Raw genomic sequence first — 22,455 nt, forward strand, 5'->3', positions numbered from 1 at the left:
GTTTCCCGGCCGCAAAACGGGGCCTTCGGGCCCCTTAGTTTCTTCCGCTGGGGCGGACCTTCCCTCCTGAACCGGAGGCCGGCCTCCCCATGCATTCGATGGGATCCGGGCCGGGAAGCCCCGGCCCTCGCAGCTCAGGGGCCCTGGGTCAGGACCTTCCCCCCGCCGGAGAAGTGTTTTCCGGCAAGTTTCCCGGCGTTTACCATGATCTTGCCGCCGTCCCCGTCCAAGAAGGAGTATCCGAAGAACGCCTTGGAATCGACATGGGAGAGATCGCCGCCGAAGCCCACTTCAGCCAGATCGGTCCCAGTGAACGCGCCGTACCCGATAAACGCCACAGAGGACAGGCCTGCATATGTCAGCGACCCACACCCGAAGAACGCGTGCTTCCCGATAGATGCTACCCCGCTCAGATCGATTCTAGCCAGGGACCCGCAACCGCTGAAGGCGCTGGTGCCCAGGGTGTCGGCGCCGCCGAGGTAGACACGCGCAAGGGACGAGCAGCCGAAGAAGGCGTACGCACCGACGGAGGCCGCCCCGTTCAGGGTGACTGAGGCGAGGTTCCTGCAGCCGTGGAAGGCGCTGCGGCCGACGTCCACCTCGGAGATGACCGAAACGATGGAACCGTTCCTGAGGAAGGCTTTGGGCGCGATAGATGTGACGGTCCATTCGAACCCGAGGTAGCTGATGGACGCGGGGACGAAGATATCGGTCGCATCATCGTCGGCCAGGCGGACCGCGGTCACTATCTTGGAATCCGCCCCGTTGTCGGTGATCCTGTACTTCACGCCGTCGTAGACGATGGTCCCCCTGAGGGGCGGGACGTACAGCTCGAGACAGGTGGCATCCACACCGGTGAACTTGTGGCCGGCCATGGCTTCAGCGCTGAAATCCATCGGCCTTTCGTTCTCATCATAGAATTTGCACCAGAGGAAAGCGCCATTGCCGACTTCCGCAAAATCCGCTCCGAACACGATGTAATTGAGGCCGTAGCATTCCGCGAAGGCGTAATCGCCTATGGACACTTCGCCGCCCGAGAACTTGAGGCACTCGAGCGCGCTCCCGCAGAATGCGTAGTACCCGATGGTGGTGACGGTGGCGGGGATCTTCACGTAACGGAAGTAATTGCCGTCCGGGTCCTCATCCTTCAGGGCGGCCCCGGCGCCCATGAAAGCCATGGAGGCTATCTCCTTGACGGTCGCCGGTATGTCGAGGCTCCGCTTCGAGGCGGGAAATTTCAGGAGCGTGGATACCTCTTTGTCGTACAGGACCCCGTCCACGGACGCGAAAGTCGCGTTATCTCCGAGCACCTCTATAGACGCGAGATATGGGCTGTCAAGGGCGTTGTCCCCGATGGACGCGACCTCGGTGCCGATCGAGACCGACACTAAGGTTTCGCATTCCGCAAAGGCCCGTTCGACGATCGCCACGGGAAAATATTCCGCGCCGCCGTGCTTGACCATCGAGGGCACGGACAGGGATTCGGGGGCCCCCACGAAGCCTGCCGCGGATACCCGGCCATCGGAGAGCAGGGCGTAGCACACGGAGCCCTCCGAGAACCCCTCGTACAGATTGCCGTCGCCGGGGCCCACGAACTCCCTGCCGCGGAGGGTTTCGGCGTCTCCATCAAGCTCCGTGTCCCCGCTGTAGAAGGATGCGTCAAATGCACCGGGCCCGAGATAATCCAGAGAATCGGAGAACCTGACGTATGCCAGATTTTCGCAGTGACTGAATGCATTATCCCCCACGCTTGTCGCCGAGGGCAGGCTCACCTCCCTCAGGAACTCGCAGCCCCAGAAGGCGTCTTCCCCCACGCTTGTCGCCGAGGGCAGGCTCACCTCCCTCAGGAACTCGCAGCCCCAGAAGACGCCTTCCCCCACGGACTCCACCGTCCAGTCGATACCGTCGTAGCTCACCGTGCCTTCCACGCGCACGGGGCTGCCGACGTAACCTATGATATTAACGTATTGTCTATGTTCGTCAGTCACTTCGTATACGATGTCGTCCGCGGTGAATTCTTCACCTTCCGACAGCGCCTCGGCGCCGTCCGAGAGGGAGACGGCCGCGAGAGCTATCATCGCCAATGCGATGGCGGCGGCCGATGCCCACTGAAAGCCGCGCAGATTCAATGTGCTTGGTTCCATGGGAAAAGCCACGCCTCGCGCGCACTTAATGGTAGCGATGATCCCCGGCCCGACGGATCTGCCGCCCGGCACCGAACCGCGGCGGGGGTTCAGCGGATGCTGTGTCCGTCCGTGTTAACAGGTTAAAGGAATTAACAGAATTACGTTTGAAACATCATTCTATTATTTCAGTCCCTTCCGTGCGGGCCGCTCCCCACCGGCGTCGACCGCGGAAAGAACGCGGTTCCCCACCGAACATCGAACGGGGCCCGCATCGTCCCTGTTGGGAGCGGGAACCTTCGATCTGGCTCGGGCGGCATCAAAAACGGGCAGGCCCACCTGTTACTAATGCCATTCAAAATACTTTCCCCATTTCTTACAATCAGGATGATGAGGTTCCTTCCTTGCAAAGCCCATTGACTTGCCGTCCTTCATACCGGCGGCCACATCCTTGAAAGACGACTTGCTGACGCGCTTAATTCTTCGAGTTTCCGCCCTATATGCCATATAGGACGAAGCGTCATCGCCAGTCTATTCTTTTATTGGGGTCCGGATACATGGGCCCGTACCCGTGGAAAAAATCCCCTCTGGCCTCGACCTCCGCAGCCTTCGCCTCGGCGGACGCTGCAGCCGCCAGAACGTCGTCCTCGGAGATCAAATATGCCTCCGCCAGGAACGCGACGGTCTCGTTCCTCTCCCTGCGGATGTACGCCCTCGCCTCCAGGAACGTGCATCCGGCGATCTCCTGCAGCAGCCACAAACGGGTACAGTACCTGACCTTCCTCTCCCTCTCCTTCTTGTTCATCGCTTCCTCCTCGGAACCATTGGTATCCGTTGCCCTCACAAAGATTCGGCTCGATCTTGCCGATGTATTTGGTGAGATCGACTCCGGACAGCTAAGACTTGAAGTATTCGAACCATGCCCCGTATTCGTCTAAGTCCATACCGAAAATCTCTTCATAGAACCAGGGCCAGTCGGCTCTCAGCTAGTCGCACCCTACGAACGTCGCCTCCTCGAACGTGAGACCAACCTTCTCCTGCAGAGCCCAGAGAAGAAGAGCATACTCCTCCTGGTAATCGAATATAAAACAGTCCGAATGCTCGGGTCTAAGAATCGGATCGTGCCTGATCTCGCCCACTATCCTCAACTCTCCGTCCGGGCGCTCAGCTCTTTTTTTCCTTCTCCCATGGGATTCCCTCCCGACTCGCTTTCGGATATCTCCAAGGACGTCCTTGTCCCCTCTTTCTTTTTTGATTTCCTCGTGCGGCCTTAGTTCCTTTGCATCATCTTCGCTGCCATATCATCTTTTATCGATTTTCTCTTCGACATCTCGCTCATGACAGTTGATTCCGATTTCGATGGCGAGAAACCCAAAGCAGATTCTATTCAGCTAACATCATCAGAACGAAGGTTCTGAGTAACTATTCAGGACCTTCGCAGTAACACTATAGTAAAATATCATTACGATAGGTCCTGAATAGTTACCTTCCAACTATCTGCGACGATTTTGGAGTCTTGCTCTATGATTTCCCATACAAACACCGTTTCAACTGCGCGATGCCCAGATTCTAACCTCGATGGAAACAGCGACCACTGGTTAAGTAGGCGCCACAGATTGGTTGCTGCGGGATTCATATGAGCAAAAAGAGATCGAAAAGAACAACATACAATGGGCATCCAGAAGGCGAATCTGCCGACCCTATAGTGAAACTGCTGAAAGAGTTCATACCCTGCTCGCGTAAGTATTTCGCAGGCATAGGATGCGAGCCATTCGTGAATGACGACGGGGACTATCAGATACTCCGGAAATTCTCTGGTGAAACGGATATCATATCCTCCAACAAAGAAGGAAGAATCAAAATGACGGTCACTTACATCGTATCTCCGGGCAGGAATCTGCGTCCGGAGACGATCGCCGCCCGCAAAGGGATAAAACTGTTCGAGAGAAACCCGGACGAATTCCTCTCCGAAAGCCCGGACAGAATCCGGAGATATTGCTCCGTAGCAGTGGTCATAGATCCACCCGCAGAGAACAGATGGACCGTCTCATCGTACAACATAAGATGCATGCGCAAAGACAAGGAATACTTCGGCGAGAATGGAGAGGAATTCATGCATATCATAGTCCTGAACCTGGGCCCAAGCAAAGACAGCAATATGAAGGACGGCGCAGGCCTGTTGGGCGTGATATTCGACAAGGATCTCACATTGAAGGAGACCGTATACGCCTTGGAAAAAAGGTTCATGCTGTCCGCCGATCTGAACATAATGGAAGAGATCGCCACCTTACACGGATACCTGAGAGGGTATGCCGATGGAAAGAGCATGGCAGAGCCTGCTTACGATTTCGGGAAGGCAGTGGAGAACATACAGAGAGGGGAATTCATTGCTCTGGCCGAGATGGTCATGCGCGTCCATGACGAATGCGGAGTGCCGATCGAGGATCCCATCAGAGTATTGAAACTGAATGAAGAAGAACGTGAAAAGGTCCTCGCGGAAGTGGAGAAAATCCTGAAAGCCAGGGAGTGCTTTGCCAGGATGCCGAAGAAGACCGATGTCCCCGATGCGAACCGCGAAAATCAGGAGTCTTCAGCGGACGAACCTGCCGCTTGATGCCGTTTTTACCCGTATAGCCTTATCTCCGTAGTATGGCACGCCCATTGGCTTCTCCATGCCCACCGATTCTGCACAGAATAGATTTCAAAGTGTCCCCCATCGGATTCGCTAATGGGGGATCCGGAAATCGCACGATCTCCGGCAAAACTCGTGCCCAGTCATGACAAGCGTTCCAATTCCTCTGCGGCCTCCTCATTGCCGTTCTCTGCGGATTCCGAATACCACCTCTTCGCTTCCTCCAGGGATTTCGGGACTCCCTTCCCTTGCTCGAAGAAGCGCCCTATATGAAGCTGAGCCAGCGCATTGCCACCTTCCGCTGCCTTCAGATACCATTCCGCCGCCTTCTCATAGGATTTGTCCGCTGCCATCCCGTTCTCGTACATATAACCGAGATTGTTTTGAGCCGAGAGATGGCCTTGGTCTGCCGCTTCGGAGAACCATCTGAAGGCTTCCGCATCGGATTTCGGCACACCCTTCCCATCCACGAACATCAGACCGAGACAGAATTGCGAATGCGGATCTCCGAGCTCAGCCCCTTTCCTATACCATTCCGCCGCCTTGATATCGGAATGGCCCGGCCACTCCTCATCCTCATAGATGAGACCCAGTTCGTTGGAGGCGTCCAGCATCCTGCCTTCGAACGCTTTCTCCAGCAGAGGAATCGCCCTCTCATAGGATTGCTCGACGCCTTCCCCGAGGCGGAGAAGCCTCCCCAGATTGTAGCAGGACCTGATGTGCCCCTGGGATACGGCCTTCTCGTAGAACTCGGCAGCTTTCTCGCAGGATTGCTCGACGCCCTCGCCCTCCTCATACATAGAACCCAGATTGTTCTGGCAGTATGGGTCTCCGAGCTCAGCCCCTTTCCGATACCATTCTGCAGCCCTCTCGTAAGATTTCTCGATGCCTTCCCCGTTGAAAAGCGAGACGGCCAGATTGAAGCAGGCATCCGCATCCCCGCCTTCTGCGGCCCTCTCATACCACTTGACAGCCTCCTCGCAGGACTTTTCGACGCCCTCGCCCCTCTCGTACATCCCGCCCAGAAGATACTGGGAACGCGGATCGCCTTGATCGGCGGCCTTGGAATACAATTCGATGGCTTTTGCGTAGGACCTCTCCACGCCTTCCCCATCCCTGTACATGGAAGCGAGATTGCACTGCGCCCTGATATTGCCCTGATCGGCTGCCCTGGAAAACCAGATCAGCGCATCATCGTAGGACTGATCCACGCCCAGGCCGTGCTGATACATCATTCCGACGTTGTTCGCCGCGTCTGCATCCCCATCATCAGCGGCCATTTCGAACAGCTCGAAAGCCTTCTCGTAAGATTTCTCCGTCCCGAGCCCGCTGAAATATAAGAGCCCCAGGTTGTTCATAGCCCGGGGGTATTTCGTGGCCGCCGCTTCTGAGTACAGCTCGATAGCTCTCTCGTAGGACTGCTCCACGCCCAGGCCGTGGTCATAAAGATAGCCAAGATCGCACTGCGCCACGTCCAGCCCCATTTCGGCGGCTTTCCCGTAGTATTCGGCGGCCTTCGCATAGGATTGTTCGGTGCCCTTCCCGTTCTCGTAAAGATTGGCCAAGCAGCGGTATCCCATGGCGTTGCCTCTGTCTCCGGCTTTCTTATACAGCTCCAGCGCTTTCCGGAAGGACTCCTCCGTCCCTTCCTTCTCATGCCTCAATGCCATCATCTACAGACAGAACGCGTTCCCATACTCTGCGCCCAAAGCGTAGAGGTCCATGCCGTCGTAAAACCCGTCCCCGACAATCCCCAATGTCTGGCAGAGATTTCCGGCGCGTTCCATGGCGAACCCGTCGCCCGCATCGGCAGCCAGACCGTACCACCTTATAGCTTCGATCAGACTGGGACGGACCCCCAAGCCATGCTCGAATGCCAGCCCCATCATGCATTGCGCGTCGCGGTCCCCATCTCCGGACGCCTCGGCCAAAAAATCCAACGTTTCCTCGTCCGTGCCGAAGAAACCTGACCATTCGCCCATCCTGGCCGCCAAACGGGACGACATCTCCGAATCCTTCCCGCCGCCTTCCAGCAGCCACCCCACCACCGCGGAAACATCTTTCATGAGGGACGGATGGCAAAAAACGTATTTCGCCCTTGCTTCCCGCCTTCTGCGGATCGGATGGGCATCGCAACGATCGCTGCCGCTCTGGCTTCCGCTGACTTGGACCGATCCGATTACGACGGCCGATCGGGCGCCTCAATGATGGCCTTTCTCATAGGGCCAAACCGGCTCCGGCTGCTCTCCGGACAGATATTTCCTGAGCGTATCGGCCTCAACGACGCTGCATATGACCTCGGCAGCCTTGTTCCCCTCTTGGTTGTATGGGATCGTCGCGTCTTTTCCCAGATACGGGCATATGCCCCTCTCGCCGGCCCCATAATAGGTGGTAATCACGCAGAACTCCGTCAGCATCCCGGCGAATAGGACGCAGTCGATGCCGTTCTTCGACAGGATATCCTCCAGATCGGTCTCCTTGAAGCAATTCATATGCTCCTTGCGGACGATTATATCTGAATCCTCCACTTCCAACCCCTGAAGCCATTCGTCGCCGTCGTCGCCTTCGTAGCCGCAATGGGACGGGCCGACGAATCCGACGAATATCACCGGGGCGCCATATTTGCGGAAAATCCTTGCGTATTCGTTGATCGCCTCTACGGCGGGTTCCATGCGCTCCTTCCAATCCGCAACCGGGAGCGAGAATTTGCGCTGGGGGTCGATGACTATCATCGCCATCTTCTTGCCCCATATGGATTCGGCTTTCATATCTGCACCTCCATAGAAATCGGCTCATACATCTCTTCCAAAGCGACCAGAACGACATCCTCCCTCGAATTTGCCATTTCCTTGAGATCATCCGCGAATCCGCACCCAGAGAACAGCATCAAAATGAGCTTATTGTCTATCTTAATCTTTTTGGAGCCGCTCTGAAGCCTCTTGAAATCGCGCATATCCATGGGGTCCCCGTGGAACCTGGACAGGGTGCATATGTTCACCATGCGCCCATCTGCGTCCCTCGCGATGACGGCGTAATCGGCATCCGGCCCGGAAGGACCTCCGCCGCGAACCTTCCCGACAGATATGGTGTTGTAGTGTATTTTGACGTATTCTTTGGTGATGGTCCTGAATATATCGGAAAGATAAGGCTCCAAAGCATCCAAAGCCGCGACGAATGCCTTGTCCTCGGAGAAGAAATCGTCTCCGAGCCTGCACTTCGTTATCACGGTGAAGTAGAATCTCAGAATATTGCTGGAGAAAACGCACACCCAATTCCTTTTGTCGAAATCGGAGAATTCGCGGGATACCATCCCTCTGTTCTCCATCTCAGCGATCGCCTTCTGGCACTGGCCTGCTGACAGCCCGGACCTTGACTGGATCTCTTTCGGGGATTCCGCCCCGGAGGCCATCGCGTAGAGTACCCTGATGCAATCCCCCTTCGGGGCCACATCGGACATGGTGGATTCGACTTCCAGAGAAAACACAGACATCTTGCCTATGAACTGATCCCTTATTGCATCCTCAGGATCGCCGGCCAGAAGATGCTGGTATGCGGGCGTCCCTCCGACGATCGCGTAAGCCTTGAGCTGCTGGATCGGCCCGAACTCCGGATGGAATCCCGCACATTCCAGATAGTTCATGGGCCTGATCTCTTTCGGATTCGTTATCCTGCCGAAGATGGAGCTGTCGGTATCGCACGCGATAAGGAAGATCTTGGTTTCCTTTATGTCGCGGGAGAGGAATCTGGAGAGAGCGCTGTACATGTGCGGGAACTGGGCCATAAGCTCGGAATAATTGTCGAGGATGACCACAGTCCTTTTCGTGCATATCTGTTTGAGGCGGTCGAACAGCTCATCCTCATCTTCGATATGCTCTTTCTCGCCGGAGCATCTCCCGACAGCCTCCTCGATATTGCGCAGCAGATCCGATTTTGGGCCGTTGAAGCCGGAAATATATATGTGGCGCTTGTACTCGCAGAATTTCTGAAGCAAGGCGGTCTTCCCCAGACGCTTCCTTCCATATATGGCGCAGCTCTGAGGGGCTGCTTTGTACAGGCTCTCCAAATAATCCAGATAATCGCTCCGACCGACGAATCCGTCCATGCCCATAAAACGCCGTTTGTTTATAAGATAATTCTAGGGCAGTGTTTTTAGGAAAGACTAAATTTATATAATATTTAGGTATTCCTAAATTTAGGCAACAAAAGGAGGCGGATAATAAAGAAAGAGTGAAACCAAAACCGGCCCGCGAAAAGTCCAGTGGCAAAAAAGTAGTATCACACGGGCCGGCCGTATACCAAAACTCATTCCCGGTAGAGTTCCGGACGCCTTCTGTCAAGATAATAAACGTTCCTCATCGTGACGTATCCGTCGCCCTCTCTTATGAGCTCAAGCGGTTCCTTGCGTAGATCCGTGACCAATCTGGCCTCGTCGCCGGAGGAATCCTGCGCGATGACCTTCCCGAAGGGATCCAAGACCATGGCGCACCCGCCGAAATTCACGCCGCAACCGTTGTCTCCGGAAGCGTTGACAGCCACAACATACACCGAATTGTCGTAAGCTCTGGCCGGAAGCGTCCTGTTCCAGATGTCCATCCTGCGCTGGGGCGGAAGGGAAGAGGCCGTCGGCATAAGAACTACATCCGCACCGTTCTGCGCGTATGTGCGGGTGATGTCGGGGAAATGCGATTCCCAGCACAGCTGTATGCCGAAAACCGCCTTTTTCGTGTATATGACGTCCAATGAATCTCCCGGCACAATCCTCTCGGATTCGGCGTCGCCCAGATGCGTCTTCCAGTATTCGCCGACTATCTTACCCCTCTCGGCGATGGCTTGGACTATATGGCCTTCGTAATCCACGTAGCCGAAACAGATGCAGATATCCATGGACGCCGCGACCAATCTCCTGAACTCAGAGGAATACTCGCCCGTCTCGACGATCTTGCCGGACGACACTGCATACCCTGTCAGCGAAAGCTCCGGGAAGACTATCATGTCCGCCCCTAGCATCTTCGCCTCCTCTATTTTCCTCAGCATGGAATCGAGGTTCCCGGCGATGTTGCCCGCTTCGGACCTCATGCATGACAACGCTATGCTCATGTCCTCCATGGAATCCGAATGCAAGGGATAGGTTATTGCGGTATCGATTTGGATTCGCCATTATGTGCGTTTCGAAAAAAACTAAACGAATAATATTTTGTAATATCCCGCCGCGGATGGCCCGAGGCGGGGAAATGATTTCATTCGGCTCTCTGAGAGTCGTCGGCGATCGCGTCACCTTCGGGGATTAGAACGTCAGAGCCGATTTCCGAGGGCTTCTTCACCTTGAAGATGATCCCTATGAAGACCAGCAGAAGAATTAGCACGCCTCCGGTGAGGAACGCGAAATCCACGCTGTTGGCGAAGGCCAGAAGGATCTCGCCTGCGACCTGGTTAACCTGATCGGGCACGAGAATGGCTACCTGCGCCCAGAACTCCGGGTCGAGCAGCGAATCCAGCACGCCGGTGTTGTGGGGGACGATGTCGTAAACGGCCTCTGGCAGAAGCTTGAACAGCTCGCCGTCGATCTTGTTGGATATGACCATCGCGAAGATCGCGCTCCCTATGGTCGCGCCTACCGACCTGATGAGATTGACGGCGGACGTCGTCATCCCTATCTCGGAATTCTCGGAGCTGTTCTGGACGGCAGTCATGATGACGCCTATGAAACATCCGAGGCCGAAACCGAGGATGAACAGAGACATGACGTAGTACCCAACGGTGGTCCCGACTGTCATCTGGGACATCAGATAGAGCCCTGCGAAAGCGATGACGGGCCCGGAGCAAAGCCACAGCCTATATCCGGTCTTTTCGAGCAGAGCTCCGCTGGACAGCGAAGTGATCATCATGCCTGCGACCAATGCCAAGGAATAATACGCCGAATCCAAGACGGAGTACCCAAGAACGTAGATCGAGAACATCGATGCGTAGGTCATGGCTCCCATCATGGCTATCCCGAAGATGAACATGAAAAGAGCCGCCTTGACGACCACGCTGTTGTGGATCAGATGGGGCGCGATGATGGGCTCTGGAACTCTCCTCTCATTGATGACGAACAGCGCGATGAGCGCCAAAGCGAGGGCCACCATGGCGAACGATGTGATGCTGAACCAATCGAATTTGTCCCCTCCGAACTGGAAGAAGAGCAGAACGTCGATGAGCATTACAGACAGGAGAGCGATACCCACCTTGTCTATCCTGACCGATGCGGAATCGCTGATGGGCGTGGGGAACTTCTTGATCGTCAGCACGTATGCGGCCGCGGCCATCGGGATGTTGATGTAGAATATCCAATGCCAGCTGATGTACTCGGTTATGTACCCTCCGATAAGGGGGCCTATTCCGCTTCCGATCCCGAAGATGGCGCCGAGCATCCCCTGCATCCTAGCCCTCTCGCGCGGGGAATATAGATCTGCCACGGCGGCGGTGGCGACGGGTATCAGGATACCTCCGCCCAACCCTTGGATAGCACGGCAGGCGATGAACATCTCCATGCTGGTGGACAGCCCGGCCAGGAACGATCCCGCCACGAAGATGGTGAGTCCGATGAGGAAAAGCGGCTTCCTTCCGTAGAGATCCGAAAGCTTCCCTGAAATGGGGATCATCACGGTCTCACACAGCATATATGCCGTGATCATCCATGCATAAAGCTCCGCGCCATGGAGATCTTCTATGATTCTCGGCGCGCACGTGCCGACGATGGTCCCGTCGAAGCACGCGATGAGCATGGCGAGCCCGAGGCCCAGCATTATCATCTTGCGGACCTTGGGATCTATGTTTTTGTAGGTTATCTGTTCGGCTGCCATCTGAATTACGGACGGACATTTCCTTCTGATATTTGTAGGTAAGCGAAGATCGATTCAGAACCGTGGCGACTGGCCCGGTAACGTCAGCTGTTCTCGCGGATATCCGCCACATATGGCTCATAAATGCTCCCGGCAGATATTTCATCGGCGCGTTCGGCGACCTTCGACATCACACTCAAGAAAACCTTCAGATCTTCCTCAGGTATCCCTGTGAAAAGCCTTTCGTTCAGATCGTCGACGATCTCCCCCGCTTTCTTCGAAACAACCTCCCCCGAAGGGGTCAAACTTATCGACCACACTTTTCCGGTGCTGTCATTCCTGACGTATCCGCAGCGTATGAGCTCGCGGACGACGATGGAAACCCTGGATTTGTCTAGTGGGATGCATTCGCACAGGCTCTTCTGGGATATGCATGGATGCTCCCTGATCGCCAGCAAAAACGGTATGTAATAGTACTTGAAGCCGCATTCCTCGGCCTTCTCTGAGCTGACGGTACGCACGCACCTGGACATTATGTCCAAGAATTGGTGAAATTGAGCAAGCGAATAATCATCCATAATTCGTTGAAGATGTATGAGTTTATAATAGCAACCATCAATCTTTATGTGGGGATTGTCTAATACCGTCCTCAGGTGCGAAATATGCAGCTTTATCACGACAAAGATGCGGACCTTTCGATATTCGACGGCAAAAAAGTTGCCGTCCTCGGATACGGAGCGCAAGGAAGGGCGCAGGCCCTCTGCTTCCACGACTCCGGCATCGACGTCACCGTGGGCGTCAGAAAAAACGGGAAATCCTGGGAGAAAGCGAAGGAAGACGGCCTCAAAGTCGCCGAGTTCGCAGACGCGGTGAAAGGCGCCGACGTCGTCCTCATGCTCCTTCCGGACGAAATCCAGCCTGACATCTACAAAGAATATGTGAAGCCCAACCTCAAGAAAGGAGCGGCCCTCGAATTCGCGCATGGATTCGCCATAACATACAAGCTCATAGTCCCGCCCAAAGACGTGGATGTCATCATGATGGCGCCCAAAGCCCCCGGAGACATGGAAAGGATCGTCTTCACCGAGGGATTCGGAGTGCCTGCCCTGATATGCATCCACCAGGACGTCACCGGAAACGCCAAAAAGATTGCCCTCGGACTCGCGAAAGGGCTCGGGGCCACCCGTGCCGGAGTGTTCGAAACCACTTTCGACAACGAGACCTACACCGACCTGTTCGGAGAGCAGTCGGTCCTCTGCGGAGGCCAGACGGAACTCATCAAGAAAGGGTTCGAGACCCTCGTCGAAGGCGGGTACCCTCCCGAGATGGCCTATTTCGAGGTTCTGCACGAGACCAAACTCATCGTCGACCTCATCAACAAGGGCGGATTCGAGCTCATGTGGCATGTGGTCTCCAACACTGCGGAATATGGCGGCATGACCAGAAGGGAGAGGGTCGTCACCGACCAGTCCAAGAAGGCCATGAAGGAGATCCTCACCGAGATCGAGAACGGAACCTTCAAAGACCAGTGGAGAAAGGAGTGGGCCGACGGCCTCGTCAACCTCAAAGCCATGGAAGAGAAAGAGAAGCAGCTCCAGCTCGAAGTAACCGGAAGAGAGATCCGCAAGCTCTTCGAGAGAAAGAACTGAAGGCGGAAGGGGAGAGATATGAGCGAGATATCCATAAGGTGCGTCCATGCCGGGGAATTCCGCGGCGATCTCGACCATTCGGACATATCGAATGCCATATGGCTCTCCCCGCCCGTCACCCTTGAGACGAACATGCTGGGGGGCATGATGTACTGCGAATTGCCCCTGGATGCCGTCCTGCCCAAGGAAAACCGCGTTACCAAATTGGAGATCGGGGACATCGCCTATTGGCCCGGCCCCGGCGCATTCTGCGTCTTCTTCGGCCCGACTCCCCTGAGCGGGGAGGATGGCAAACCTGTCGCCCCTTACCCCGTCATAAAGATCGGAAAGATGATCGGGGACTGCTCCGGAATGGATCGCATCGGAGACAGGCAGAGGATAGTCCTGTCGCCTGTGCTGCGACCGCCGGGAACCCCATTTCAGAAGAAATCATCCAGCTTTTTGACTTTGGCGGATGGCTTCGAAGCCTTCGCCTTGTTCCCCTTCTCCTTCGGCGCGAAAGAGAAGAGATCGGCCTGCTGGTTCCCTGTCATAAGGTCCTTCTCAGTCCATCCGAAGACTTCTGTTATACGGGACGCTGTCTGGGCGATGCGCTCGGCATAATACCTGTAATCCGGCTTCCCGACGAACGGAACGCCGCTGACGTAAGGCTCCACCTTCTGCGGGGTGCTGCTCCCATCGGTCACTATCCATGAGACCTTCATCCCCGGTATGAACTCGTATCCTCTATCTATCATCTTCCTGGCAGCCTGGACGTTGGCCATCCTCTCCGGATTCTCGTATGCGTCCAATCCCTTGCACGTCCTGGAGATCACCAAGCTTCCGATAGGGACTTCCCCTTTCAGCGTGTTTTGGACCGTGCGTCTGACGGTTTCCAGCGCCTCCGAATTCTCCTCGGCGAGGATCTTCTCGAACAGCCCGGCCAGAAGGTCGCTCTGAAGGTCGAACGAATCGGAGCGGCGCATCTCGTAGCCTCTCACAAGAAGCTCGTCGGAAGCCTCCGGCCAGACCACCTTCCCCACGTACCTCTTCTTCATCCCGTGGGTGAACATCGGCTCCAGAAGCTTCTCGAACTCCAGTATCCCGCCGTCCTTGGAGAAACGGTCGGCCATCTTTCCGCCGAAATTCACGGCACCTTCCAGCGTATGGTCGGGAGACTGCATGAAAACCGAGTCGGTATCGGAATAGATTACGGAGATGCCCTCCGACTCCACCGTCTCTATTATCCCTTTGATGTTGGATCTGGCGAACGACGTTATCGCAGAGCCTATGCTCTTGTCGGTGAAACGGTAGAACGAGGAAGCGAAGACCCCGTAGAACGTATTCATCAGGACCTTGACCGCTGCCTGCAGACCGTCCAGATAATGCTTCTCATGGTCATCAGACGTCTGCTTCATCCTCTTCTTTATGCTGTCCCTCTCGTTCATCAGATCGGAAAGGAGCTGCGGCAGAAGCCCGACCCTCCTCTCCTTGGACATGAACCTGGCTCCGGACGGGCTCTTGATCTCCCCGTCGGGAGACAGCGTGGTGAAGCAGATGTTCTTCGCGATGATCAGCGACGGATACATGGATTTGAAGTCGAGGACGCACACCCAATGATACAGACCTGGGGTCATGCTGTGGACGTATCCCCCTTCGATCTGCTCCCCGGACGACGTCCTGGCGCCCATCGGAGGAACGCCGACTTTGTTCCTGTCGGCCATGCGTATCAGAAGGGAATCCACCAGCTGTGATGAGCCTGAGGTCAGCACGTCCTCCAGAGTAAGCTTGGACACGTAGGACAGGTCCATCCCTTTGCGGACCGTCCCCACCTCTATGAGAATGCGAAGCGCGAGCTCGGCATCCTTGATGCAGTATTCCTTGACCTTCCCGGGGTTCTCGGCCCATTCCCTGTCCATATGCTTCGGATCGACGTCCAGCTTCTGCTCCCCTAAAATCTGCATGGAAACGGCGTTGAGCGTCTCCTGCTTGGGCCTGAGCTCCCTGCGGACCGCCCACCAGGCATCGCATATCACTCTGCCTTTGACCCTCCAGAACCTGTCGTTGACGAGCCTCGGCTGGCTTCCGTCGCGCCCCCACGGCATCGGATCCCTGACTTTGCAGGCCTTCGCCCTTTCGTCGATCTTCCTTATGTCGTAGTTGTCGATGTTGTATCCCGTGATCACATCGGGATCCTCTTTCCTGATGATCTCCGCGAACGCCCGGATAATCTCTTCCTCGGTCCCGACCGCGGGCTCGCAGGCTCTTATGCCGTCCCTGTCGTGTATGACGGCGCATATCGTATAGAGCGTGTCGTGCTCTACGCTGTTCTCGACGTCGAAGGAGAGTATCCTGAGCCCGGGATCGAACGCCTCTATGTTCTCGAAGGATTCCATCTCGATGACGACGTCGGTGCCGTATTGCCTATCGGACGGCTTCCCGGTGACCCTTATGCACGCGCCCATATCGTTGTCGTAGAAGAAACGGTGGTGATGGGGTATGTCCCCGGACAGGATCCTGTTCTTCTTCCTGATGGCGTTCCTCCATTCGGACAGCTTGCGGGGGTCGCTGAAAGTCACCTTGAGGACGTCGTGCACCTCGGACTTGTACAGCAGCCTGTCGGGCTCGGCGGACTCTATCCCTTCCTCCTTGGGCAGCAGATCCTTGAGCTCAGGCGCGGGATCGACCACGAAGAAATATGGCTTGAACCCGGAGGCCAAGACCGTCACGGACTCGCCCGTCCTCGCCCTTCCGAAGAGCTCGATGCAAGCGCCGCCCCCGTCTTGGACGAAGGAAGATCCTATCAGCCTAAGGTCCCAGGTTCCCATATGGATCACTTGTTCGCGACTATCCTTATGATGTCGCCGTCCTGAAGCTCGTAGTCGGCGCCCACGGTGCGTTTGGTGCGGGCGTTCACGGCGCGGATGAATTTGTCGCCCAGATCGGTGTGGATCTTGTACGCGAAATCCCTGGCGGTCGTGCCGCGGGGAACCAGGAAAGCATCCGGCAGCACCCTTCCGAAGTGGTCGGTGAACTTGTTCTCGTCTTCCACCGGATATACGGCTATCAGGCCCAGCATCTTGTAGGCGGCGTCCTCCAAGCATTTCTGCACTCCGGTGCCGCCGTACTTGTCCATGTTGGCCTTCATGTACTCCAGGCCTTTCCTCTGGGCGTCGGTGAGCTTCTTCCCCTCCACCACCTTGAAGGTGGGATCTCCGGGCACATATTCGACCAGACCTGCCGCGGCGGCCCTCTTCAGCGCCAGCTCCGTCTCGGCCATGGTCACGACGCAGATGTCGTTTATGGCTTCGACCTTCTCGATGTTGCCCTCCGGCGCGATGTCCGCCTTGTTCATGGCGGCGATCATCGGCTTGGACCTCTTCCTGATCTCTTTGCACAGCCTCAGCAGCGATTCGTCGTCCCACTGGGTAGGGTCGTCAGGCAGAGGAGCCTCTCTGAGCGCGTCCTTGACCTGCTGCTCGGTGACGTTGAGCCCTGCGAGCCTCTCGTGGAGTATGGCCTCCGGCTTGCTGCCCTGCATCCTCGCCTGCCTGGCGATCTTGGAGAAGCCGTTCTTGATTATCTCTCTCATCCAGCATTCGATCTCGGTCCTGAGGAACAGGATGTCCTCGGTGGGATCATGGGACCCAGGCTCTCCGGGCACACCCTCGATATCTGTGGAACCGCTGACGTCGACGACGTTTATGAGCGCGTCTGCCTGTCTGAGGTCGTCCAAGAACTGGTTCCCAAGGCCTTTGCCCTGCCAGGCGTCAGGCACCAGCCCGGCCACATCCAGAAGCTCGACCGGAATCATCCTAGTGCCGTTGACGCAGAGCGAATTGTGCGGGGTGCAGGTGACCCCGAGCCCTTTGCACGGGCATGGAGCACGGACGTATCCGACGCCTTTGTTGGGCTCTATTGTCGTGAAGGGATAGTTGGCGATCTCCACTGGAGCCATGGTTGCGGCCCCGAAGAATGTGGATTTCCCGACGTTCGGCTTCCCTACTATTCCGATTTGCATGAGATCAATGGGAGTATATCTCGCATCGGATTAGTTTGTATCGTCCAGAGGGCGCCCGGAGCCAGGATGCCTTGCACGATACACCGCATCGGCCAGCTCCCCTATCTCCGCCGGGCGGAGGTTCTCTATCCTCTCGTCCAGATACGGGAACCCATCGGCGGAATCGATCATGCGGGTAGCCTTCAGGGACGTGCCGATCTTCTTCCTGCGGTGGTTGAACGCTACCTCGACTACCCTGAAGAAAGTGGCCTCGTCAAGCACGCTGAACGGCGCCTTCCTGGGGACGATCCTGACCAATGCGGAATCGACTTTGGGCCTGGGGTCGAACCTTGACGCCGGGACGCTCTCCAATATCTCGCAATCGGCACGATAGAACAGATCGACGGTCAGGCGAGAATAGTCGGGGCTGCCCACGTCGGCGACCATGCGATCGGCGAATTCCTTCTGGACCATCACCACGGCGGACCTGAAATCATAATCCAGAAGCTTGAAGATGATCGGGGTGGAGACGCTGTAAGGCAGATTGCTGACGAAGACGTCGAACTCCGGGAACGGGACCTTGACTGCGTCCCCGCGTATGAGAGTCAGACGGCCGCCGTACTCGCCTTCTATGTAGTCGGCGAGCTTCTCATCCAATTCTATGCAGGTCAGGCTTCCTGCGGCCTCTACAAGCCTTGAGGTGAGGACTCCGAATCCGGGCCCGACCTCGAGAACCCTGTCGCCTTCCCTTATGCCGGCGTATCCGATGTGCCTGTCGGCCACCCTGCCGTCGATCAGAAAATTCTGGCCCCTGCTCTTCCTCGGGACGAAACCGGGGTCAGGCCTGCCCGCACCCGTCATTTCGACACGAACAGATAGCGCTTGAGATCGGGGCTCTCGATCTCTTCGATAATGCGCCTGGCGAGCAGCTTCTCGGGGACCTTTATCTTGGCCCTCTCGGTGAGATCGGCGAAACCGGTGAATTTGGCTTTCTCCCTCTCCCTGAGGATCTCCTCGACGGATTTCTTCCCCAGACCGGGGATCTCCTCCAGAAGGTGCTTGCGGAGGCTGATCGCCTGGGCTTCGTTGAAGAACCTGATGAATCTGTCCTCATGGAGCTTCACGATCTCGATGATGGCGTATTCCAGCTCCGACAGGGCGTTGTTGGTAAGCTCCCCGTACCCTATGCGGCTCTTGACGTGGTCTATGACGTCGCGCTTCTGCGTCGGGGTGTCTTTGCCTATGTAGACCCTGTCCCCCACGCCGAATATGGCGTTCGTCTTCGGGACCAGGATGAAAAGCTTGAACTCCTCGTCCCCCACGGCATAGGCCACGGGCTCTTTCTTTCCCATGCCCTGGCCCGAAATGCCTGTCGGCAAGTAATCCAGGATGTATGCGAACTCTTCCGTATGAACCGCCTCCGGAAGTCTTATCCGATGTATTTCGCCACTATGTCCAGGATCGACTGGATCCTGTCGGCGGTGAGTTCGATCCTTTCCTTGTAGAATATGGCGCGGACATCGTTGGGGTATTTCGGCAGTATGTCCGCGATTTTGGCCGCTATGCGGTCGTCAACTATGTCGAGGGCGCTGACCTCTTCGACGAGCCTGCGCGTGTCCTCGGCGGAAAGGTAGGAGACTTTCTGGGCGTGCTCGAGCGCCGACTTCTGCGACGTGAGAAGCTCTCTCTTCTCGCTTTCCTCCGTCAGGAGTTCCTTCACTTCAGCCAGTGTTACGTAACGCTCAGATATAGTCTCACTTCCTTTTGTTTGTCGTTTCAGCTTTTGTTCTTCACGAGGTGCTCGGGGCGTGCGATGACGGTCTTGACTTTGTCTCCGTCCTTGACGCTGACCTCATAGGCGCTTCCCCTCTCTCCGATGATGACCCCGGTGAGGCCGTGGAATCTGGAGAAGGGCATGCCTTTGTGCACGCTCGGGTCGATTATTATGTTGACTTTCTCCCCCTCTTCGAAGGTCTGAAGGCCTTTGGTGATAGGGGAAAGCCCGCGTGCCCTCGCCTTCTTCTTCAGAAGGTTGCGGGTTTTGGTCCTTGTTCCTCTGGATGCTTGCATTCTGATCCCTCATGGTTCATAGTAGTTTATCGCCAACACATCGAGGGCTTCGACTCTGCACTGCACCCCGAGCCTCTCGGAGAAGCTCGGAACGCTGCGCCCATCATCGCCGGACACGAATTCCTTGACGTAGGTGCCCGAATCTGTCTCCAGCTCGAGATCGAACGAATCTTCGGAGATCGAGTCCGCCTTTACCCAGTGGACCGTCCTCTTCCTCACCAAATCGGCGCGTCTGTGCTCGACACGATGCGGAGTTCTCTGGTCTATATTGGCGTTCTTGAACGATAAGGCAACGTCAACTACTCTATCTTTATTAACTTTCCCCTCGACCACTACATGCGCGCGATATACCTTGTCAGATGCCGCTCCTTTGTATCTTTCGACGGCTTCGCGCTTCGCGAAATGCAGATCGCGGTATGCCGCCAGGCCGCCGGCATTGGCGCGTTCGGCTAGCTCGGCCAAGTCTATCCCCCTGATTTTGGGGTCGCTGATCTCCAGGACGAAGGGTCTCCCATCCCCCAGCATGCGGGCGTCGATGTCCTCGCGGCCCATCCCATGGAAGAAATGCTCCTTGCCGCCGGTCATCTCCAAAGCTATGTCCCCGATGATCTCCTGCACGGATGTGGAGTACATCTTCCCTTTCCCATGGCAATGGTCGCACCCTTTGCCGTGGCAGACCCTGCAGGGCCATATGGTCTGGGGGATCTCCCTGCTGTATTTGTTGTAGCGGCCGGCTATGAAAAGCGGAGCTATGTCCAAAGTCACGTCGGCGAAGCGGGTGTCCACGCAGGCCACGACCTGAGGGTTCTTGAACTCCACCGGGCGATGGATCTTGCAGATGGCGATCTTGCCGATCTCGCGGTTGAGCTCTGATTTGATCCCCTCGGCGTTATCCAGGCCCATCTCCGCGACGATTTCCTTCTCTCTCTTGGCGATTTCAGGTTCAACCCTGCTTCCGATCAGGAAATTCTCGGACTCGACCGAGTTTACGCTCTCTGCCGCCGCGTCCGCGAACCTCTCGAGCATATCGAACACGTTCTCGCAGAGGGGGCATATCTCCTCCGCCTCGGACTCGACGCCCTTTTCGGATAGGGCCTCGCGGATCATCCTGCCGCGGACGTCGTTGGTCATGTTCGTCCCGAGCTTGCCGAACATGCGCCCGAGGCAGCGGTCGCAAAGGCCCATGCCGGCCAGCTTCCCGGCGGCTTCCAGATTCCCGGCGATCCATTCCTCCATCGGCGCACCTCAGATGTCGAACCCCATCTCGCTTATCCTGAGCAGAGGGCGCTGGCTTTCCATGTAATGGTAGACGGTGGCATGCTCGCTCCCATGGATGAGAAGCTCCACCGCGTGTTTTGCTACGGGGAGGCTGACGCTGTTGCCTATCAGACCCACGGTATTCCCGTAGATGACCATGTCGCACCCGGTCAGCTCCTCGATGAGCTTGCGGGTCTTGCCGCCTTTCCCTATTATGCGGCCTCTCACGCGGGATACCTGGGTCGCCCCCACGGCATCCTTTATGTCCACTATCTCGAGGTACTCGTCGTCATCGAAGAGCCTCATGGCTTTGTCGGGGTTGAATCCCCTACCGACCGCCTTTATCACATCCATAATCTTCAGCGCCATAACGGGGTCCTCAAGCTCCACTTCGTCATGGATTATGACCTCCCCGTCCTCCGCGCTGATCTCCAGCTTCACCCCGGAGATGTCCTGAAGGGCCTTTTTCGTCTCCCCGCCCTTCCCTATCAGCGTCCCTACCCTGTCGGCGGGCACTCTTATCGATCTCATTCTTCATCCCCTTCCTCTTCGTCGTCGATCCCGTTGAGCGCGCAGTCCATGATTTTCTCTGCCTCTATGATATCCGCGCCCCTCTGTCTGAAGAACCTGTTGACGTTGGCTATGTCCCTCATCAGATACTCTTTCGCGTTGTAATGGTCGCAGGTCATCGCCTGGCCGACGTCGATGAGTATCGGCTGCCCATCCTGCATGAGGATGTTGTATTCGCTGAGATCCCCATGGACCAGATGGGCGTCGCGCCAGCCGTCTATTATGAATGAGGTGACCTCATCGTAAATGTCTGTGGGATCGTCCAGAACGCAGTCTTTGAGCTGGGGCGCCGGCCCCGTCTCGTCGCCTATGTACTCCATCAGGAGGCAGTTGTTCTCGAACGCAACCGGTTCCGGCACCGGGATATCCGCGTCGTAGTATCTCAGAAGGTTCTTGTATTCCTTGTTTACCCACGCGTAAATCATCTTCCAGCGGTTGCCGCTGACCCCTTTGAACCTGGGGTCGCCCTCGATGTACTTCGATACCCTCTTGAACGTGGAGGTGGAGGTCCTGAATATCTTCAGAGCCAGCCCCTCGCCGTCCTCGTCCGTGACGTAGAAAACGTTTCCCTCTTTGCCGGTGGAGATGGGGTAGTGCACCTTATCCAGAAAACCGTCGGACATGAGGTCATAGATCGTCATGAGGGTCTTTTTGTCGAAGACCTCGCCGTCGGTCTGCCGTTCGTCTCCCGTTTTATTGGTCTTAAGGGCATCCACGTGCTTTTCGAGGTAAGCGTACTTCTCTTCGTATGACGGCATGCGGATCCCCTTGGATCTCAGAAGATGTCCAGATTCTTGGGCACTTTGTTCTTCTTGCTGAGGTTGACCGCCTGGGTTCTGGTGTATCTGAACCTTATGTCGCATTTGTCCGGCTGGAAGTCCCAGACGGAGACGATAAGCAGATCTCCCTCTCTAATCCACATTCTTTTCTTTATTTTGCCGGGGATGCGCCCCACGCGGGACACTCCGTCCTCGCACATGACCTTGATCTTGGATGCCCCCAGGAGCTGATCGGCTATGCCGAATATCTCTCCCTCTTTGATGTTGGGCATGCGGATGCGGGATACATCCTCCTCGGTGCTTTCCATAGGCTGCTCTGTCATTGCCATCTCCGCATAACATGAATCGACGTTTTATAAAAACATAACCATTTTTTCGGTGCGAAGCCAGACTCGGAATACGGCGCTGGGACATGAAAACCCGTGGGCTTTCGGAAACCATTATAAACGATGCTGTGATGGGGCTATTGCGCTCCAGTGGTGTAGTGGCCAATCATTCAGCCCTTTCGAGGCTGATACCTGGGTTCGAATCCCGGCTGGAGCACTATCACTTCTAAATTTTGGATGGCTGATTGT

Annotated in this window: 21 protein-coding genes, 1 tRNA gene and 1 pseudogene; 4 read left to right on the forward strand and 19 right to left on the reverse strand. The window is 56.2% G+C overall.

The window, feature by feature from the left end; genetic code table 11:
• Nucleotides 1-134: 134 nt before the first annotated feature.
• Entirely contained in the window at nucleotides 135-2,144 is a 2,010-nt protein-coding gene (locus IKP20_01005) for a leucine-rich repeat domain-containing protein (protein ID MBR4503555.1), read from the reverse strand.
• A gap of 499 nt (nucleotides 2,145-2,643) precedes the next feature.
• Nucleotides 2,644-2,928 (reverse strand): hypothetical protein, encoded by a 285-nt coding sequence (locus IKP20_01010; protein ID MBR4503556.1) that lies wholly within the window; start codon nucleotides 2,926-2,928, stop codon nucleotides 2,644-2,646.
• Nucleotides 2,929-3,759: 831 nt separating this feature from the next.
• Between IKP20_01010 and IKP20_01015 the strand changes: the two genes are divergently transcribed.
• Nucleotides 3,760-4,737: a hypothetical protein gene (locus tag IKP20_01015; protein ID MBR4503557.1), complete on the forward strand. Its 978-nt coding sequence runs from the start codon at nucleotides 3,760-3,762 to the stop codon at nucleotides 4,735-4,737.
• Nucleotides 4,738-4,898: 161 nt separating this feature from the next.
• Here IKP20_01015 and IKP20_01020 read toward each other — a convergent pair whose 3' ends face one another.
• From IKP20_01020 to IKP20_01050, 7 genes are all read right to left on the reverse strand, one after another.
• Nucleotides 4,899-6,425, reverse strand: a complete 1,527-nt coding sequence (locus IKP20_01020; GenBank protein ID MBR4503558.1) for an SEL1-like repeat protein — start codon at nucleotides 6,423-6,425, stop codon at nucleotides 4,899-4,901.
• A 3-nt stretch (nucleotides 6,426-6,428) separates the two neighbouring features.
• A complete protein-coding gene (locus IKP20_01025; GenBank protein ID MBR4503559.1) occupies nucleotides 6,429-6,821 on the reverse strand; it encodes a sel1 repeat family protein in 393 nt (130 codons plus the stop codon).
• A 135-nt stretch (nucleotides 6,822-6,956) separates the two neighbouring features.
• Nucleotides 6,957-7,523: a cysteine hydrolase gene (locus IKP20_01030; GenBank protein ID MBR4503560.1), complete on the reverse strand. Its 567-nt coding sequence runs from the start codon at nucleotides 7,521-7,523 to the stop codon at nucleotides 6,957-6,959.
• On the reverse strand, nucleotides 7,520-8,857 hold the full coding sequence (locus IKP20_01035; GenBank protein MBR4503561.1) for a hypothetical protein: 1,338 nt from the start codon (nucleotides 8,855-8,857) through the stop codon (nucleotides 7,520-7,522). The genes IKP20_01030 and IKP20_01035 overlap by 4 nt, the downstream gene beginning before the upstream one ends.
• 200 nt (nucleotides 8,858-9,057) lie before the next feature.
• On the reverse strand, nucleotides 9,058-9,861 hold the full coding sequence (locus IKP20_01040; protein ID MBR4503562.1) for a hypothetical protein: 804 nt from the start codon (nucleotides 9,859-9,861) through the stop codon (nucleotides 9,058-9,060).
• 131 nt (nucleotides 9,862-9,992) lie between these two features.
• Nucleotides 9,993-11,546, reverse strand: a complete 1,554-nt coding sequence (locus IKP20_01045; protein ID MBR4503563.1) for an MFS transporter — start codon at nucleotides 11,544-11,546, stop codon at nucleotides 9,993-9,995.
• A gap of 134 nt (nucleotides 11,547-11,680) precedes the next feature.
• Nucleotides 11,681-12,118: a winged helix-turn-helix transcriptional regulator gene (locus IKP20_01050; protein MBR4503564.1), complete on the reverse strand. Its 438-nt coding sequence runs from the start codon at nucleotides 12,116-12,118 to the stop codon at nucleotides 11,681-11,683.
• A gap of 120 nt (nucleotides 12,119-12,238) precedes the next feature.
• Here IKP20_01050 and ilvC point away from each other — a divergent pair, with 120 nt between their 5' ends.
• The gene (gene ilvC, locus IKP20_01055; GenBank protein MBR4503565.1) at nucleotides 12,239-13,225 is read left to right on the forward strand and encodes a ketol-acid reductoisomerase; all 987 of its coding nucleotides are present in this window, start codon (nucleotides 12,239-12,241) and stop codon (nucleotides 13,223-13,225) included.
• 18 nt (nucleotides 13,226-13,243) lie between these two features.
• A pseudogene (locus tag IKP20_01060) lies at nucleotides 13,244-13,603 on the forward strand (AfsR family transcriptional regulator).
• A 41-nt stretch (nucleotides 13,604-13,644) separates the two neighbouring features.
• On the opposite strand, the gene IKP20_01065 reads toward IKP20_01060, so the two are convergent.
• From IKP20_01065 to eif1A, 10 genes are read right to left on the reverse strand one after another with little or no spacing between them, the layout of a single operon-like run.
• A complete protein-coding gene (locus tag IKP20_01065) occupies nucleotides 13,645-16,032 on the reverse strand; it encodes a DNA polymerase II (protein MBR4503566.1) in 2,388 nt (795 codons plus the stop codon).
• A gap of 5 nt (nucleotides 16,033-16,037) precedes the next feature.
• Entirely contained in the window at nucleotides 16,038-17,225 is a 1,188-nt protein-coding gene (locus tag IKP20_01070; protein MBR4503567.1) for a redox-regulated ATPase YchF, read from the reverse strand.
• Between the two features lie 30 nt (nucleotides 17,226-17,255).
• Nucleotides 17,256-18,065 carry a ribosomal RNA small subunit methyltransferase A gene (rsmA, locus tag IKP20_01075; protein ID MBR4503568.1) on the reverse strand — a complete coding sequence of 270 codons (810 nt, stop codon included), beginning with the start codon at nucleotides 18,063-18,065 and terminating at the stop codon, nucleotides 17,256-17,258.
• Entirely contained in the window at nucleotides 18,062-18,637 is a 576-nt protein-coding gene (locus IKP20_01080; GenBank protein MBR4503569.1) for a DUF655 domain-containing protein, read from the reverse strand. The genes rsmA and IKP20_01080 overlap by 4 nt, the downstream gene beginning before the upstream one ends.
• Nucleotides 18,634-18,924: a hypothetical protein gene (locus IKP20_01085; GenBank protein MBR4503570.1), complete on the reverse strand. Its 291-nt coding sequence runs from the start codon at nucleotides 18,922-18,924 to the stop codon at nucleotides 18,634-18,636. Before IKP20_01085 ends, IKP20_01080 begins: the two co-directional genes overlap by 4 nt.
• A gap of 56 nt (nucleotides 18,925-18,980) precedes the next feature.
• Nucleotides 18,981-19,274, reverse strand: coding sequence for a 50S ribosomal protein L21e (locus IKP20_01090; protein MBR4503571.1), 294 nt, complete (start codon nucleotides 19,272-19,274; stop codon nucleotides 18,981-18,983).
• Between the two features lie 9 nt (nucleotides 19,275-19,283).
• Entirely contained in the window at nucleotides 19,284-20,510 is a 1,227-nt protein-coding gene (locus IKP20_01095; GenBank protein MBR4503572.1) for a tRNA pseudouridine(54/55) synthase Pus10, read from the reverse strand.
• 9 nt (nucleotides 20,511-20,519) lie between these two features.
• Nucleotides 20,520-21,062: an RNA-processing protein gene (locus IKP20_01100; protein ID MBR4503573.1), complete on the reverse strand. Its 543-nt coding sequence runs from the start codon at nucleotides 21,060-21,062 to the stop codon at nucleotides 20,520-20,522.
• Nucleotides 21,059-21,865 carry a serine protein kinase RIO gene (locus IKP20_01105; protein MBR4503574.1) on the reverse strand — a complete coding sequence of 269 codons (807 nt, stop codon included), beginning with the start codon at nucleotides 21,863-21,865 and terminating at the stop codon, nucleotides 21,059-21,061. The genes IKP20_01100 and IKP20_01105 overlap by 4 nt, the downstream gene beginning before the upstream one ends.
• An 11-nt stretch (nucleotides 21,866-21,876) precedes the next feature.
• Nucleotides 21,877-22,203, reverse strand: a complete 327-nt coding sequence (gene eif1A / locus IKP20_01110; protein ID MBR4503575.1) for a translation initiation factor eIF-1A — start codon at nucleotides 22,201-22,203, stop codon at nucleotides 21,877-21,879.
• Between the two features lie 147 nt (nucleotides 22,204-22,350).
• On the opposite strand from eif1A, the gene IKP20_01115 reads away from it, so the two are divergent.
• Nucleotides 22,351-22,423: transfer RNA gene (locus tag IKP20_01115), tRNA-Glu, on the forward strand.
• Nucleotides 22,424-22,455: the final 32 nt, after the last annotated feature.

This window comes from Candidatus Methanomethylophilaceae archaeon (genome assembly GCA_017524805.1).
Lineage (GTDB): Archaea > Thermoplasmatota > Thermoplasmata > Methanomassiliicoccales > Methanomethylophilaceae > Methanoprimaticola.

Excerpts from the sequence above, each read along its gene's own strand:
- IKP20_01015 (MBR4503557.1), top strand. The coding sequence starts at position 3,760 with ATGAGCAAAAAGAGATCGAAAAGAACAACATACAATGGGCATCCAGAA.
- IKP20_01040 (MBR4503562.1), bottom strand. The coding sequence starts at position 9,861 with ATGGAGGACATGAGCATAGCGTTGTCATGCATGAGGTCCGAAGCGGGC.
- IKP20_01070 (MBR4503567.1), bottom strand. The coding sequence starts at position 17,225 with ATGCAAATCGGAATAGTAGGGAAGCCGAACGTCGGGAAATCCACATTC.
- IKP20_01100 (MBR4503573.1), bottom strand. The coding sequence starts at position 21,062 with ATGAGATCGATAAGAGTGCCCGCCGACAGGGTAGGGACGCTGATAGGG.
- IKP20_01005 (MBR4503555.1), bottom strand. The coding sequence starts at position 2,144 with ATGGAACCAAGCACATTGAATCTGCGCGGCTTTCAGTGGGCATCGGCC.
- IKP20_01090 (MBR4503571.1), bottom strand. The coding sequence starts at position 19,274 with ATGCAAGCATCCAGAGGAACAAGGACCAAAACCCGCAACCTTCTGAAG.
- rsmA (MBR4503568.1), bottom strand. The coding sequence starts at position 18,065 with ATGACGGGTGCGGGCAGGCCTGACCCCGGTTTCGTCCCGAGGAAGAGC.
- IKP20_01035 (MBR4503561.1), bottom strand. The coding sequence starts at position 8,857 with ATGGACGGATTCGTCGGTCGGAGCGATTATCTGGATTATTTGGAGAGC.
- IKP20_01095 (MBR4503572.1), bottom strand. The coding sequence starts at position 20,510 with ATGGAGGAATGGATCGCCGGGAATCTGGAAGCCGCCGGGAAGCTGGCC.
- IKP20_01045 (MBR4503563.1), bottom strand. The coding sequence starts at position 11,546 with ATGATAATGCTGGGCCTCGGGCTCGCCATGCTCATCGCGTGCTTCGAC.
- IKP20_01065 (MBR4503566.1), bottom strand. The coding sequence starts at position 16,032 with ATGGGAACCTGGGACCTTAGGCTGATAGGATCTTCCTTCGTCCAAGAC.
- IKP20_01020 (MBR4503558.1), bottom strand. The coding sequence starts at position 6,425 with ATGGCATTGAGGCATGAGAAGGAAGGGACGGAGGAGTCCTTCCGGAAA.
- eif1A (MBR4503575.1), bottom strand. The coding sequence starts at position 22,203 with ATGACAGAGCAGCCTATGGAAAGCACCGAGGAGGATGTATCCCGCATC.
- ilvC (MBR4503565.1), top strand. The coding sequence starts at position 12,239 with ATGCAGCTTTATCACGACAAAGATGCGGACCTTTCGATATTCGACGGC.
- IKP20_01025 (MBR4503559.1), bottom strand. The coding sequence starts at position 6,821 with ATGAAAGATGTTTCCGCGGTGGTGGGGTGGCTGCTGGAAGGCGGCGGG.
- IKP20_01030 (MBR4503560.1), bottom strand. The coding sequence starts at position 7,523 with ATGAAAGCCGAATCCATATGGGGCAAGAAGATGGCGATGATAGTCATC.
- IKP20_01010 (MBR4503556.1), bottom strand. The coding sequence starts at position 2,928 with ATGAACAAGAAGGAGAGGGAGAGGAAGGTCAGGTACTGTACCCGTTTG.